The 15,448-nt window shown below is 66.8% G+C and carries 11 protein-coding genes; 2 read left to right on the top strand and 9 right to left on the bottom strand.

Going from position 1 to position 15,448, the window contains the following annotated elements:
* Positions 1–31 precede the first annotated feature (31 nt).
* Complete coding sequence (locus tag ACW7G2_RS01740) at positions 32–1,243, top strand: acyltransferase family protein (RefSeq protein WP_456972084.1); 1,212 nt, start codon at positions 32–34, stop codon at positions 1,241–1,243.
* An 18-nt stretch (positions 1,244–1,261) separates the two neighbouring features.
* Positions 1,262–2,257: a phosphatase PAP2 family protein gene (locus tag ACW7G2_RS01735; protein WP_456972082.1), complete on the top strand. Its 996-nt coding sequence runs from the start codon at positions 1,262–1,264 to the stop codon at positions 2,255–2,257.
* A gap of 9 nt (positions 2,258–2,266) precedes the next feature.
* Here ACW7G2_RS01735 and ACW7G2_RS01730 read toward each other — a convergent pair whose 3' ends face one another.
* The 9 genes from ACW7G2_RS01730 to dnaK all read right to left on the bottom strand — a co-directional run bounded on the left by ACW7G2_RS01730 (position 2,267) and on the right by dnaK (position 15,347).
* Positions 2,267–3,592: a hypothetical protein gene (locus ACW7G2_RS01730; RefSeq protein WP_456972080.1), complete on the bottom strand. Its 1,326-nt coding sequence runs from the start codon at positions 3,590–3,592 to the stop codon at positions 2,267–2,269.
* Positions 3,593–3,699: 107 nt separating this feature from the next.
* A complete protein-coding gene (gene recJ / locus ACW7G2_RS01725) occupies positions 3,700–5,427 on the bottom strand; it encodes a single-stranded-DNA-specific exonuclease RecJ (RefSeq protein ID WP_456972078.1) in 1,728 nt (575 codons plus the stop codon).
* Positions 5,424–6,368 (bottom strand): phosphoglycerate mutase, encoded by a 945-nt coding sequence (locus ACW7G2_RS01720; RefSeq protein ID WP_456972076.1) that lies wholly within the window; start codon positions 6,366–6,368, stop codon positions 5,424–5,426. The genes recJ and ACW7G2_RS01720 overlap by 4 nt, the downstream gene beginning before the upstream one ends.
* Before the next feature lie 6 nt (positions 6,369–6,374).
* Positions 6,375–6,848, bottom strand: coding sequence for a transcription elongation factor GreA (gene greA / locus ACW7G2_RS01715; protein WP_456972074.1), 474 nt, complete (start codon positions 6,846–6,848; stop codon positions 6,375–6,377).
* Positions 6,845–10,093 carry a carbamoyl-phosphate synthase large subunit gene (carB, locus tag ACW7G2_RS01710; RefSeq protein WP_456972072.1) on the bottom strand — a complete coding sequence of 1,083 codons (3,249 nt, stop codon included), beginning with the start codon at positions 10,091–10,093 and terminating at the stop codon, positions 6,845–6,847. The genes greA and carB overlap by 4 nt, the downstream gene beginning before the upstream one ends.
* Position 10,094: 1 nt before the next feature.
* A complete protein-coding gene (gene carA / locus ACW7G2_RS01705) occupies positions 10,095–11,231 on the bottom strand; it encodes a glutamine-hydrolyzing carbamoyl-phosphate synthase small subunit (RefSeq protein ID WP_456972070.1) in 1,137 nt (378 codons plus the stop codon).
* Positions 11,232–11,394: 163 nt separating this feature from the next.
* Positions 11,395–12,102 carry a 4-hydroxy-tetrahydrodipicolinate reductase gene (gene dapB, locus ACW7G2_RS01700; RefSeq protein WP_456972068.1) on the bottom strand — a complete coding sequence of 236 codons (708 nt, stop codon included), beginning with the start codon at positions 12,100–12,102 and terminating at the stop codon, positions 11,395–11,397.
* An 82-nt stretch (positions 12,103–12,184) separates the two neighbouring features.
* On the bottom strand, positions 12,185–13,312 hold the full coding sequence (gene dnaJ, locus ACW7G2_RS01695) for a molecular chaperone DnaJ (RefSeq protein WP_456972066.1): 1,128 nt from the start codon (positions 13,310–13,312) through the stop codon (positions 12,185–12,187).
* Positions 13,313–13,424: 112 nt separating this feature from the next.
* Positions 13,425–15,347, bottom strand: a complete 1,923-nt coding sequence (gene dnaK, locus ACW7G2_RS01690) for a molecular chaperone DnaK (protein WP_456972064.1) — start codon at positions 15,345–15,347, stop codon at positions 13,425–13,427.
* Between the last annotated feature and the right edge of the window lie 101 nt (positions 15,348–15,448).

The following is a 15,448-nucleotide window of genomic DNA, read 5'->3' as shown; positions in this document are numbered from 1 at the left end:
AATGCTGATCTCTTCCAGCACGGAACAGCCCATGCCACGCCGCCACGATATCGACACCCTGCGGGTGTTCGCCTTTGCCCTGCTGATCGTCTACCACGTGGGCATGGTCTACGTGGCCGACTGGGGCTACCACGTCAAAAGCGCTCACCAGGCAGAGTGGCTGCAGTGGCCGATGATCGCCGTCAACCGCTGGCGGATGCCGCTGTTGTTCATGATTTCCGGCATAGCACTGGGACTGGCGATGGCTTCAAGGGGCGGTTCGCGCCTGGCCTTGTCGCGAAGCTGGCGCCTGCTGCTGCCACTGTCGTTCGGGATGTTGGCTGTCGTGCCCGTCCAGGCCTATTGCGAAGCGCTTGGCAATGGTGCGATCGAGCCCGGCTTCGGCGGCTTCATGGTCCGCTACCTGCAGTTGCAGCCTTGGCAGGAGGGCGGATGGACCGGCGCCGAATACGGGATCACCTGGAACCACCTGTGGTACCTGGCCTACGTGTGGGTCTACAGCGTGGCGCTGCTGGCGCTGGCGCCGGCACTGGATTCGGCCGCGGGGCAACGCCTGCGGAGCTGGCTGTTCGACCGCCATCGCGCCCTGTGGGTGCTGGTGCCGGCGGCGTGGCTGTTCGCCGGCCTGTGGTGGCTGATGCCCCGCTGGCCGGAAACCCACGCGCTGGCGGGCGACTGGTATGCGCACGCGAAGTATCTGTTCTTCTTCACCATCGGCTGGCTGGTGGCGCGCGAGGAGCGGTTCTGGACCGGCGTGGTGGCCATGCGCGGACCGATGCTGGCACTTGCGCTGGCAGCGATCACCGTCGAGCTGTTGCTGCGAGCGGCGGGGCGCCATCTGCCGCCCGGCGACATTCCGGTGTGGGCGCTGCACGTGAACTGGGCCATGATCGAGCGCATGGCCCGCGCCGTCTATTCGTGGACCGCCCTGCTGGCGATCTTCGGCTGGGCGCGGACCCTGCTCGACCGGCCCTTCCGCTGGCTGCCGTGGGCGCACGAAGCCGTGTTTCCGTGGTACATCCTGCACCAGAGCCTGATCTTGCCGCTGGCGTTCGCACTTTCGGCGTTGGCCCTGGGGCCGTGGCTGGAGCCACTGCTGGTGGCCGCGGGGACTATCGCCGGCTGCTGGCTGCTGCATGAATTCGTAATCCGCAGAGTCTGGCCGCTGCGGCCGCTGTTCGGGCTGCCGGCCGGGGTGCCTGTCCGGGCACCGGATGCCACCACCGCCTCACCCCATCCATGACCACCAGGGACGCTCCGCATGTTCGCATCCGAACCCATCCTTTGGCTGCAGCAGCTCTCCACGCCGTGGTTCGACGCCTTCATGCGCTTCATGAGCTGGATCGGCGAGGCGTGGTTCTACACGCCGGCGGTGCTGGTGGTGGTCTTCGGCATCCGGCTGAGGCCGGGGATGGGCGTGCTGCTGGCGCTGCTGCTGGTGGCGTTCACGACCGAGGGCTTCAAGCAGGGTTACGGCCTGCCGCGGCCGAGCGAGGTCGACGCGCGCGTGCTGTACAAGGGCGAAAGCGGCCGGCACCTGGTCGCCGACGGCGCCGCGGACAGCTTCTGGGAACTGCCGTCGGACGAGGCCATCGCCGCCAAGCGGGCCACGCATGACCCGAGCTTCGGATTCGTCAGCGGCCACACCAGCGCGGCCACCGTGTTCGCGCTGGCGCTGCCGCTGTTCTTCGGCGCGCGCAGGCGTTGGATCTGGGCCCTGGTGGTGGCCTGGCCGCTGCTGATGGGGCTGTCGCGGATGTACCTGGGCCGGCATTTCCTTGCCGACGTGCTGGGCGGGCTGGCGGTGGGCGTGGCCGGCGCACTGATTATCTGGGCGCTGATGCGCAGGTGGGAAGCACCCTGGCCGCAGGCATGGCGAAGCTGGGCCGCAGCGCTCGGTGGTGCCTGCGCGCTGGCGGTGGCTTCCTGGCGGGTGCCCTGGATCGACCCGGGAATCGCCGGAGAAGTCGTTGGCACGCTGCTGTGCATCGGCGTGCTGATGCGCCTGGGTTGGCCGGACGGCGACACCGGTTGGCCCCGGCGCGTGGCCCGCGTGGCGTGCGCGCTGGTACTGGGCTACGGGGTGACCTGGGCCTTCAGCGCCGCCTACGAGGCCGGCGGCTGGCCGGACCGCCACCTGATGGCGTTCTTCTTTGCCGTGGGCGGATTTACCGTGGCGCTGCTTGGCACCGTGGCAGTCGCCCGTTGGCTGGGGCTTTACCGGTCGCCGAGCGTCTGGCCGGCGACCGGTGCGTGACGCAATGCCTCAAAGGGCGCTGATGGAGATCCGGTAACGGCCGCCGCCGCTGATCGAGCTCGCTGCGATCACGTAGTTGCCCGGGTCCAGACGCATCCGGATGCGTGCGTTCAACGCTCCGCCGCCGTCGTCATCGCTGGCGACTTCATCGCCGGCGGCGTCGAACAGCTCCACCCAGCTGTCGAAGTGGTCGGACGCCACGTCGATGACGTATTCGCCTTCGGTCTCCACCGTCAAGGTGTAGCGGTCGGTGGCATCGGGCAGAAGCACCCGCTCCAGCGCCTCGCCAATAACCAGGGGGCCGCCGCCGGTACCTTCCGGGACCGGCTCGGCGCCCAGTGCCAGCGAGAACAGGCCGGCACCACCGGTCGCGGCCGAGGCCTCGATGGTGTACTCACCGGGTTCCAGGACCCGCACCAGCCTGGCGTCGAGACCTTCGCCACCGTCGTCGTCGTAATGTTCAACGCCCGCGCCCCGCAGCACCAGCAGCGGATCGATGTCGGTGCTGCGCATGTCGATGCTCACCAGCTGCCGGCTGCGCAAGGCGAACTGATAGCTCAGCGGCGTGCCCTGATAGGCACCCTGCAGTGCAGCGCCGCCCGGACGGATGGTGCCGCCCTGGTTGAGCCCAGCAGGGGTCGGACGACTGTCCACCGCCAGTCGGTACAGGCCCTTGCCACTGTCGCCCCACCCGCTCACCGTCAGCGTATAGGTGCCCGGGGCCAGCATCACGCCCAGGCGCGAATGGGTGCCCTCCCCGCCATCGTCATCGCTCGTGTCCAAGCCCTCGCCTGAAATCCCAAGCATCGTGTCGAACTGGTCGGAGCGCAGGTTGATCGTGTACATCGCCTGCCTGTCGACCCGCAGCGGAATCCGGGCGCTGCCTTCCACCCAATCCATGATCTCGCTGCCAGCGCGCAATGGCTGCCCATCCCACCCGGCAAGCACCTGCGAACGCAACGTGTAGGGGCCGAATGCGTCGCCATCGGCCCCGCTCACCGCCAGCGTGTATTCGGCGCTGCGGGGCGCACGCAGCGCAAGCGAAACCGGCTGGCTTCCATCACCAGCGCGGGCCACCAGCTCCTCACCGTCAAACAGCGACAGCTGCGCCCGCAGCGCACCGCTCAGGTCAAAGCTCACCAGCTCCCGCTCGCCGATCTCGATCTGATAGAGCCGGCTGCGCGAGCCGTCGGAATGGTTGAGGCGCGCGGAGGTGGTGATCTCACCGCGCATGTCGACTCCGTGCTGCAATGGCTCGGCTTCCGCCGCGTACAGATTTCCGCCCACGGCGGCGGCGATCAGCACGCCCAGGGCCAATCGGGTTCCGTAACTCATGGAATATCCTCGTCGAATCCTTCCGCCGGCTGTCGCCCCTGCGGCCGCAGCCACGGTGGCCGCGGGCAGATCATAAACGCTTCATCTGCCGAATTTCCGATCAGAATTCAGGCCGGTTCCAGGTGTTCGACCACCAGCTGGATATCCCGCGCGCCGCGCCAGTCGTCGGTAGCCAGGCGGTACGCCAGGCGTAGCCGCGAGGGCGGCGGCTGGTCTCGCCATCCGCCGAAATGGATGGCCTTGAGCGGCAGGCGCCGCCCCGGGACCTGCAAGCGCATGCGCAGGTGGCGATCGCCCACCCGCTGCCAGTCCACCAGGTCGAACTCCCCATCAAACAGCGGCTCCGGAAACGCCTGCCCCCATGGGCCACCGTCGCGCAGTGCCTCTGCGTGATAGCGATCGAATTCCGCGGATTCCAACTCGCCGTCACTGTGGATCAGCGACTGCAGCAAGGCTTTGTCCATGCTCGTGGCCACCTGCGCGCAGAACGCCTGCTCGAACCGCTCCAGGCACTCCGCCGGGAGACTCAGGCCGGCTGCCATGGCGTGTCCGCCGAAGCGCTCGATCAGTCCGGGATGCGCCACATCAACGGCTGCCAGGGCGTCGCGCATGTGGAAGCCGGGGATGGATCGGGCGGAGCCGCGGAGCATGGTGCTTCCGGGCTCGGCCGGGGCAAAAGCGATGACCGGCCGGTGCATGCGCTCCTTGAGCTTGGATGCCACCAGGCCCACCACGCCCGGGTGCCACTGCGGATCAAACAGGCAATAGGAAGCCGGCACTTCAGCCCCGTCTCCGCCAATGGAGCAGCTGGCGACTGCCGCCTCCGCTTCCTCCACCATCGTCGCCTGCACGTTGCGACGCTCGGCGTTGATCTGGTCCAGCGTACGGGCCAGTCCGCGTGCCTGGTCCGGGTCATCACACAGCAGGCATTCAATCCCCAGCGCCATGTCGTCCAGCCGGCCGGCGGCATTCAGCCGGGGCGCCACCGCGTAGCCGATATCAGCTGCGCTGAGGGTGCTCGAGTCGCGACCGGACACCTCGATCAGCGCCTGCAGCCCGGCGCTGCCCCGGCTCGCACGCAGCCGGCGCAGGCCGGCAGCCACCAGGGCCCGGTTGGTGGGGTCCAGGGGCACCAGATCAGCAACGGTTCCAACCGCCACCAGGTCCAGCAACACGGTCAGGTCTGGAGCCTGGCTGGCGAACGCGCCACGGGTGCGCAGCAGTGCACGCAGGGCCAGCAGCACATAAAACGCCACTCCTACCCCGGCCAATGCCTTGGCGGGAAAAGCGTCGCCGCTGCGATTCGGATTCACGATTGCATTGGCGTCTGGCAGCTGCTCGCCGGGCAGGTGGTGATCGGTCACCACCACCTGCCAGCCCCGCTGTCGGGCGGCTGCAATTCCCGCATGGCAGGCAATACCGTGGTCGACCGTCAGCAGCAGGTCCGGCTCCAGCGCGGCCACTTCTTCCACCAGCGCTGGCGACAGGCCATAGCCATGGACCTGCCGGTTGGGGACCGCGTGCACCACGTTGCGGGCGCCCATCATGCGCAGGCCGCGTACTGCTACCGCACAGGCGGTTGCGCCATCGGCATCGAAGTCCCCCACCACCAGGATGCGCCGGTCATGGGCAATGGCATCGGCCAGCAGTCCGGTGGCGACCTGGATATCGAGCATCCCGTCCGGTGGCGGCAGGTTGGCAAGGCGCGGCGTGGCCAGCGCAGGATTGGAAATGCCGCGCGCCGAATACACTCGGCGCAGCAGCGGTGGAATGTGATCAGGCCAGCTGCCGCCAGTCTGATAGCTGCGGCGTCGGATGCTGCGAAGCGGCGTCATTGCGCCAAAGATGGCCGTGCGCCGCGCCAGAAGCGCAAGCGCTGGCGACGCCCGAAGCGATAGCCGGTTCCGTCTTCCAGATCCAGCGTCAGCCCGGCGAGCCGGCTGCTGGCGATGGCCTCCAGCGCCGGCATCAGCCAGGCCTCGGCAAACAGGCGCAGGTCACGCAGCGCCCGCAGGTCGACAAGCGTGGCGGGAGAGTCCGGATCGAATGCCGGCGGCAATTCCGCCACCCGTGCGTCTGCAGCCAGGGACAGTGCGTGCAGTTCCTCTTCGGCCGTTACCACCGCAGCGTGTGTTGTTTCCACCTGGTCGGGCAGCACGCCGCCGCCCCAGAACCACAGCGAATTGACCGGCGTCAGGCCACGCTCGGCCCGCTCCGCGTTCACCGGATGGTTGTGCAGGATGATCTGCGCCTCGCTCAGCAGGGCGCGCCAGCGCCTGGGAATGGTCCCCTCGCCGTGCAGATGCTCACCCAGATCGGTGCCCAGCGCCTCGGCCGGCGGCACGGACTCCGGCAAGCTGGCCCCAGCCGGAAGCCGCAGGTACCAGCGCGAAGGATGCGGTGCATCGATCGGACAGCCGGCATCGCCAAATACGGGCCGCAGTGCCTTTACCAACGCAGCGGTGTCACCCGCTGACAGCTGCAGGTCCTGTCCACAGGCCAGCAGCCGGGCACCGTTGATATCGGGCCGGACCCAGGCCGGGTCGGCGCGCAGCCAGGCGGCACCTGCGGCATCGCCGGCATCGGCCTGTCGGCTCAGCGCGGCGATTGGCCAGTGCCGGGGCAGCAGGCTGAAATGGCGAAGCAGCTGCGGGCGACGACCCGCGTCGGCCGGCGGCAGACGATCCGCCCGACCCAGGTGCGCTGCGCCATCCTGGCCCAGCCGCTGGGCGCCGAAGGCTTCAGCGGCGGGCAGCAGGTATGTGACTGCGGGCATCAGGCGTCAGGAGTAGCTGACAGAAACGATGTCGTATTCGAACGTCCCGCCGGGGGTATCGATGCTGACCGAATCACCCTCGAGCTTGCCGATCAGCGCACGCGCCACCGGCGACGAGATCGCGATCAGCCCCTGTTTGATATCCGCTTCCAGGTCACCCACGATCTGATAACGGGTTTCCTTTCCGGACGCCACGTCTTCCAGCTCCACGGTGGCGCCGAACACCACCTTCGAACCCGCTTTCAGCGTGGACACATCAATAATCTGGGAGTGCGACAGCTCGCCCTCCAACTGCTTGATGCGCCCTTCGATGAAGCCCTGCTGCTCGCGGGCAGCGTGGTACTCGGCGTTCTCTTTCAGGTCGCCGTGCGCGCGCGCTTCGGAGATCGCGTTGATCACCTCGGGACGCTTGACGCTCTTGAGTTCCTCAAGCTCGGCGCGCAGTCGCTGTGCGCCCTGGACGGTCAGTGGTGCTCTCATGCCTGTGTCAGTTCCTCATGCAGTTCATGCAGCGCCAGGACTGGCCCCGTTCCGCGGAATTCCAGCGAATGCAACAGGGCCCGGGCGCCGGCAATGGTTGTTGAATAGGTCACCCGCTGCTGCAGGGCCTCACGCCGGATCGAGAACGAGTCGGCGATCGCCTGCTTGCCCTCGGTGGTGTTCACAATGTAGGCGATTTCGCCATTCTTGATCAGGTCGACGATGTGCGGACGGCCTTCCATCACCTTGTTGACCCGCTCGCAGTCGATGCCGTTTTCAGTCAGCCAGCTGGCGGTGCCGCCGGTTGCCACCAAAGCGTAGCCGCGGGCCACCAGGTCACGGGCGACCGGCACCAAGCGCGCCTTGTCCGGATCACGCACCGAGAGGAACACCTTGCCGTCAGCAGGTGGAGTGCGGATGCCGGCGGCTTCCTGCGCACGCGCGAACGCGGCACCGAAGCTGCGGCCTACGCCCATCACCTCACCGGTCGAGCGCATCTCCGGCCCCAGGATCGGATCCACGCCCTGGAACTTGGCAAACGGGAAGATCGCTTCCTTCACCGAGTAGTAGTGCGGCACCACTTCCCGGGTCATGCCCTGCTCGGCCAGGCTGCGCCCGGCCATGCAGCGCGCCGCGATCTTGGCCAGCGGCAGGCCGGTGGCTTTGGACACGAACGGCACCGTACGCGAGGCCCTGGGGTTCACTTCCAGCAGGAAGATCAGGTCCTCGCCGTCGTCATTGGACTGCACCGCAAACTGGGTATTCATCAGCCCGATCACGTTGAGCGCGCGCGCCATTGCGGTGACCTGCTCACGCAGCCGGGCCTGGGTGTCCTCGGACAGCGAATAGGCGGGCAGCGAGCAGGACGAATCCCCGGAGTGCACGCCGGCCTCCTCGATATGCTCCATCACCCCGCCGATCAGCACCTGGCCATCGGCGTCGGCGATCAGATCGATATCCACTTCCACCGCGTTGTCGAGGAAGCGGTCCAGCAGCACGGGCGAATCATTGGAAACCTTCACCGCCTCGCGCATGTATCGCTCAAGGTCCTCGTCGGCATGCACCACTTCCATGGCCCGGCCGCCCAGCACATAGCTCGGACGCACCACCAGCGGATAGCCGATCTCGCGGGCCAGCACCAGCGCTTCTTCCGGACTGCGTGCGGTGCGATTCGGCGGCTGCTTCAGGCCCTGCTGGTCCACCAGCTTCTGGAACCGCTCGCGGTCTTCGGCCAGGTCGATCGACTCGGGCGAGGTGCCGATGATCGGCACCCCGGCCGCCTCCAGCGCCCGCGCCAGCTTCAGCGGGGTCTGCCCGCCGTACTGCACGATCACGCCCTTGGGCTTCTCGACTTCCACGATCTCCAGCACGTCCTCAAGCGTGAGCGGCTCGAAGTACAGGCGGTCGGAGGTGTCGTAGTCGGTGGAGACGGTTTCCGGGTTGCAGTTGACCATGATGGTCTCGAACCCGTCCTCGCGCAGCGCCAGCGCCGCGTGCACGCAGCAGTAGTCGAACTCGATGCCCTGCCCGATCCGGTTCGGTCCGCCGCCCAGCACCATGATCTTGTCGCGATCGGTGGGGTTGGCTTCGCACTCCTCCTCGTAGGTGGAATACATGTAGGCCGTGCTGGTTGCGAACTCGCCGGCGCAGGAATCCACCCGCTTGTACACTGGGCGCACATCGAAGGCACGGCGCAGCGCACGCACCGCCTGCTCGTCACTGCCGGTCAGCTGGGCCAGGCGCGCATCGGAGAAACCCATGCGTTTGAGCGCGCGCAGGCGTGCGGCGTCCAGACCTTCGAGCCCGGCCGAAGCCACCTCCTGCTCGGCGAACACCAGTTCCTGGATCTGGTCCAGGAACCACGGATCCACCCACGACAGGGCGTGCACCTGCTCCACGTCCATGCCGCTGCGGAACGCGTCGGCCAGATAGAAGATCCGCTCCGGGCCGGCGTCTTTCACCTCTCGCCGCAGCGCGGTCAGGCCATCTGCGCTGCCCAGATCCAGATCGGTGGGGTCCAGCCCCACCTTGCCGGTCTCCAGCCCGCGCAGGGCCTTCTGCAGGGATTCCTGGAACGTGCGGCCGATGGCCATCACCTCGCCCACCGACTTCATCTGCGTGGTCAGGCGCGAGTTGGCCTGCGGGAACTTCTCGAATGCGAAACGCGGGATCTTGGTGGCCACGTAGTCGATCGCCGGCTCGAACGAGGCCGGGGTCAGGCCGCCGGTGATGTCGTTCTTCAACTCGTCCAGAGTGAGTCCGACCGCCAGTTTGGCCGCGATCTTGGCGATCGGAAAGCCCGTGGCCTTGGACGCCAGCGCCGAAGAGCGCGACACCCGCGGGTTCATTTCGATCACCACCACCCGGCCGGTGTCGGCGTTGATGCCGAACTGCACGTTGGAGCCGCCGGTGGCCACGCCGATCTTGCGCAGCACCGCGATCGAGGCGTTGCGCAGCCGCTGGTATTCCTTGTCGGTCAGGGTCTGGGCCGGGGCCACGGTGATCGAGTCACCTGTGTGCACGCCCATCGGGTCCAGGTTCTCGATCGAGCACACGATGATGCAGTTGTCCGCGCTGTCGCGAACCACCTCCATCTCGAACTCCTTCCAGCCCAACACCGACTCTTCCACCAGCACCTCGCCGGTGGGCGACAGCTCCAGGCCGCGCTTGATGATCTCTTCGAACTCTTCACGGTTGTAGGCGATCCCGCCGCCGCTGCCGCCGAGAGTGAACGAGGGCCGGATGATGGTGGGATAGCCGACGGTCGCCTGGATCTCCACCGCCTGTTCGAAACTGCGGGCCACTTCCGCCTTGGGGCAGTCCAGCCCGATCTCGCGCATTGCATCGCGGAACAGCTCGCGGTCCTCGGCCATGCGGATGGCATCGCGCGAGGCGCCGATCAGTTCCACGCCATACTTTTCCAGCACGCCGTTGTCGGCCAGGTCCAGGGCGCAGTTCAGCCCGGTCTGCCCGCCCATGGTCGGCAGCAGCGCATCAGGACGCTCCTTGGCAATGATTTTCTCGACCGTCTGCCAGTCGATCGGCTCGATATAGACCGCGTCCGCGGTATCGGGGTCGGTCATGATCGTGGCCGGGTTGGAGTTGACCAGGACAACCCGGTACCCCTCCTCGCGCAGTGCCTTGCAGGCCTGCGCGCCCGAATAATCGAACTCGCAGGCCTGGCCGATGACGATCGGGCCTGCGCCAATGATCAGGATGGTCTTGATGTCGGTGCGCTTGGGCATCTCAGCGGCCCTCCATCATCGCGATGAAGCGGTCAAACAATGGCGCCACGTCGTGTGGTCCCGGGTACGCCTCGGGATGGCCCTGGAACGAAAATGCGGGTGCGTCAGTCAATTCAATGCCCTGGTTGGTGCCATCAAACAGCGAGCGGTGGGTCACGCGCGCATTTGCGGGCAGGCTGGCCTCATCCACTGCAAAGCCGTGATTCTGCGAGGTGATCATCACCCGTCCGGTCGCCAGATCCTGGACGGGGTGGTTGGCGCCGTGATGGCCATTGGCCATTTTCACCGTGCGCCCTCCCACAGCCAGCGCCAGCAGCTGGTGACCAAGGCAGATGCCGAACACCGGCACCTTCTTCCCGATGCATCCACGCACCGCTTCGATCGCGTAGTCGCAGGCCGCCGGATCACCGGGGCCGTTGGACAGGAACACGCCATCCGGCTTCATCGCCAGCACTTCCTCGGCGGGAGTCGTTGCCGGAACCACCGTCACCTCGCAGCCCCGGTCGGCCAGCATGCGCAGGATGCTGCGCTTGATGCCGAAATCCCAGGCCACCACGTGCCGGCGCGTCGCCGGGTTGTTCCAGGTGCCGCTGTCCAGGTCCAGGGTGCCCTCGGCCCAGACGTACTGATCCCGGGTGCTGACTTCCTGGGCAAGGTCCATGCCGGCCAGCCCGGGAAACTTGCGTGCCGCTTCGATCGCACGATCCACGTCTGTCTGCCCGATGGCCCCATCGACCGCCAGAACGGCGCCGTTCTGGGAGCCGCGCTCGCGCAGCAGGCGGGTCAGCCGACGCGTGTCGACGCCGGCGATGGCGACTACCTCGCGCTCGGCCAGCCATTCCGGCAGCGCAATGCGGCTGCGCCAGCTGCTTGGCCGGCGCGGCACGTCGCGGATCACCAGGCCGGAAGCCCAGGCGCGCGGCGCTTCGTCATCTTCATCGGTGCAGCCGGTGCTGCCCACGTGCGGGTAGGTCAGGGTCACGATCTGCCGCGCGTACGACGGATCGGTGAGGATCTCCTGGTAGCCGGTCATGGAAGTGTTGAACACCACTTCGCCCACCGACAGGCCGGGCGCGCCGGCCGAAGTGCCCCTGAAGACGGTCCCGTCTTCGAGCACGAGGATTGCTGATACTGTCAAGGGAATCGCCTACGTCGGGTTGCAGAAATCCGCGGAAGCGAACTGGGTTCGTGTCCGGGCGTGAGGAATCAGGCGAGCGGGAATGATACCGGCGTGCCCGACCCTGCGCCAGTGGAAGAGGCCCTATCCCGCTGCGAAAAAGCTGCCCGGGCAGCAGCCGCGGCTACAGCAGCTCGCGCAGCTGGTGGATCCCCGGCGGCTTTTCGGCGATCCGGCGGGCCGCATGCAGCGCGCCGCGGGCAAAGATGTCCCGGTTCGTGGCCCGGTGGACCAGCTCGATACGTTCCCCGGCGGCGGTCAACAGCACGCTGTGCTCGCCGACCACGTCGCCGGCCCGGATCGACGCATAGCGCGCCTGGGCGCCTCCCTCACCAGCCGCGGCACCCAGGGTCAGGGCCGTTCCCGACGGCGCATCCTGTTTATGCACGTGGTGGACCTCGATGATGTCGCAGTCCCAGCCCGGCAGCAGCTTTGCGGCACGCTCCACCAGCTCATGCAGCACCGCTACCCCGAGGCTGAAGTTGGAAGCCCACAGCACGGGAATGCCGGCCGCGGCCTCTTCCAGGGCGCTCCGCTGCGCGGCTGAAAGGCCGGTGGTTCCGGATACCAGGGGTCGGCCGCGTTTCCGGCACAGCTCAAGAATCGCGTCGAAGGCTGCCGGCAGGCTGAAATCAACCGCGACATCGAATTCCGGAACGTTGCCCAGTTCGGCAGCTGTAAACCAGGGCACGCCATCCACCACCCGCTGCTGCACCCGGGTGGAGACGGCGGCCACCACCTGGCAGCCATCCTGTTCCCGGCACAGGCGCAGCAGCGCCTGCCCCATGCGTCCGGAGGCACCGTGGATAAGCAGACGGACAGGATGGTTCATGGCGCCAATTCTAGCCGTCGGAAGCCAGCCATGAGGCGCAGAACGATGCCAGCGCCGCGACTGCATCCGCCAGAGCGCGCCCTCAGCTGGTCATCCGCTCCCAGAATCCCTTGACGCCATCAACGAAGGTGCTGGATCGGGGCGAGTGCCGGCGGGCATTTTCGCCGACGAAAGTAGCTTCGAACTTGTCCAGCAGCTCCCGCTGTTCAGCGGTGAGGTTGATCGGTGTTTCCACCACCACCTTGCAGAACAGATCGCCGGGATGGCGGCTGCGCACCGAGGTCACGCCCTTGCCGCGCAGACGGAATACCTTGCCGGTCTGGGTTTCAGTGGGAATCCGGATCTCGGCCTCGCCGCCCAGGGTGGGCACGCGCACGCTGGCGCCCAGCGCTGCCTGGGAGAAGCGGATCGGGACCTCGCAGTGCAGGTCATCGCCATCGCGCTCGAAAATGTCGTGCGGACGCACCCGCACTTCCACGTACAGGTCACCAGGCGCAGACCCCGCAGGGCCTGCTTCGCCTTCGCCAGCCAGGCGGATGCGGTCACCGGTGTCGACGCCGGCCGGAATTTTCACCGACAGGATTTTTTCTTCCTCCACCCGTCCCACGCCGCGGCAGGTGCCGCAGGGGTTGCTGATCACCTGACCGCGTCCAGCGCAATGTGGACAGGCCTGCTGCATGGTGAAGATGCCGCGCTGCATGCGCACCTGCCCGCGCCCGTGACAGGTCGAACAGGTTTCCTGCTTGCCGTCCTCGGAGCCGGAACCGTCACAGTCACCGCAGCCGGCCAGGGTCTGGAGTTCGATCTTGCGCTCCACGCCGGCAACGGCTTCTTCCAGATCCAGCTCCAACATGTAGCCCATGTCGGCGCCGCGCCGCGGCCGGCCTCGTCCACCCCCGAAAATGTCGCCGAAGATGTCGCCGAAGATGTCGCCCATGTCGGCACCGCCGAAGCCCGGGCCTGCGTTGCCGCCGCCCATGCCGTGCTCGAACGCGGCATGCCCGTGCTGGTCGTACATGCGGCGCTTGCCGCCGTCCGACAGCACCTCATAGGCCTCCTTGCACTCCTTGAACCGCGCTTCCGCGTCTGCATCGTCGGGGTTGCGGTCAGGGTGGTACTTCATCGCGCTGCGGCGATAGGCCTTCTTCAGCTCGTCCTCGGTGGCGCTGCGGGAGACGCCAAGGACTTCGTAATAGTCGCGTTTGCTCATCAATCAGGTCCGTGTTGCCAGGCGGACCAGGTGATCCGTGGTCCACAAGCGCAACGGGAACCGGGAAGCACAGCCTCCACGGTTCCCGCCGCAAGGTAGGGGTGTGCGGGACTTACTTCTTCTCTTCGTCCTTCACTTCGGTGAACTCGGCGTCGACCACGTCGTCCGCCGGTGCTTCACCGCCCTGCCCTTCAGGGCCCGCCTCGCCAGCCTGACCGGCGGCGGCAGCCGCGGCGAACAGCGCCTGCGCGGCTTCCTCCAGCGCCTTGGTCTTGCCTTCGATCTGGGCCTTGTCGTCGCCCTTCATCGCGGTCTCGACATCGGCCAATGCCGACTCCACCTGGCCGATCACCTCACCAGGCACCTTGTCGCCGCTGTCCTTGATCGCGGTGCGGGTGGTGTGCACCAGCGCATCGGCCTGGTTGCGAGCCTGCACCAGCTCCTGGAACTTCTTGTCGTCTTCGCGATGCGCTTCCGCATCTTCCACCATCCGCTGGATTTCCTCGTCCGACAGACCCGAGCCGGCCTTGATCTCGACCTTCTGCTCCTTGCCGGTCTTCTTGTCCTTGGCGGTGACGTGGACGATGCCGTTGGCGTCGATGTCGAATGACACCTCCACCTGCGGCATACCGCGCGGCGACGGCTCGATACCAGCCAGGTCGAAACGGGCCAGCGACTTGTTGTAGGCGGCCTGCTCGCGCTCACCCTGCAGCACGTGCACCGTCACCGCAGACTGGTTGTCCTCGGCGGTGGAGAAGGTCTGCGAGGCCTTGGTCGGCACGGTGGTGTTCTTTTCGATGATCTTGGTGAACACGCCGCCCAGGGTTTCAATTCCCAGACTCAGCGGGGTCACGTCCAGCAGCAGCACGTCCTTGACGTCGCCGGCCAGCACGCCGCCCTGCACCGCGGCACCCACGGCCACGGCCTCGTCCGGGTTCACGTCCTTGCGCGGCTCCTTGCCGAAGAACTCGGCCACGGCCTGCTGCACCTTCGGCATGCGGGTCTGGCCACCGACCAGGATCACTTCGCTGATCTCGCTCGCCCGCAGGCCGGCGTCATTGAGCGCCACGCGGCACGGCTCGATCGACTTCTTCACCAGGTCTTCCACCAGCGCCTCGAGCTTGGCGCGGGTGAGCTTGATGTTCAGGTGCTTGGGGCCCGAAGCGTCAGCGGTGACGTACGGCAGGTTCACCTCGGTCTGCTGCGCGGTGGACAGCTCGATCTTGGCGCGCTCGGCAGCGTCCTTCAGGCGCTGCAGGGCCAGCGGATCCTTGCGCAGGTCGATGCCCTGGTCCTTCTGGAACTCCTCGACCAGGTAATCGATGATCCGGGCGTCGAAGTCCTCACCACCCAGGAAGGTGTCGCCGTTGGTGGCCAGCACTTCGAACTGCTTCTCACCGTCGATCTCGGCGATCTCGATGATCGAAACGTCGAATGTGCCGCCGCCGAGGTCGTATACGGCGATCTTGCGGTCGCCGCCGTCCTTGTCCAAACCATAGGCCAGCGCTGCCGCGGTGGGCTCGTTGATGATGCGCTTGACGTCCAGGCCCGCAATGCGGCCAGCGTCCTTGGTCGCCTGCCGCTGTGAGTCGTTGAAGTAGGCCGGCACGGTGATCACCGCTTCGGTGACCTTCTCGCCCAGGTAGTCCTCGGCGGTCTTCTTCATCTTTTCCAGGGTGCGCGCGGAGATTTCCTGCGCCGACAGCTTCTTGCCATCGCTGGTCTCGACCCAGGCATCGCCGTTGTCATGCTCGACGATCTTGTAGGGCACCAGGCCGATGTCCTTCTGGACCTCGGCGTCCTTGAACTTGCGCCCGATCAGGCGCTTGACCGCGTAGAAGGTGTTGTGCGGGTTGGTGACGGCTTGCCGCTTGGCCGAGGCGCCCACCAGTACCTCGCCGTCCTTGCTGTAGGCGACGATGGAAGGCGTGGTGCGGTCGCCCTCGCTGTTCTCGATGACCTTGGCCTTGCCGCCTTCCATGATCGCCACGCACGAGTTGGTCGTGCCCAGGTCGATGCCGATGATTTTTGCCATGAATGGTTCCCTCTGGATCCTGAATTCTTAACTGGAGTGGGGCGGCAAGGCCGCCGATGGGTTTTATCTGGGGGCGGCTGGCCGGGCTTCAAGTCCGGAGC

The organism is Luteimonas sp. A277 (assembly GCF_054052045.1).
This window is presented reverse-complemented; position numbering and strand designations above follow the sequence as displayed.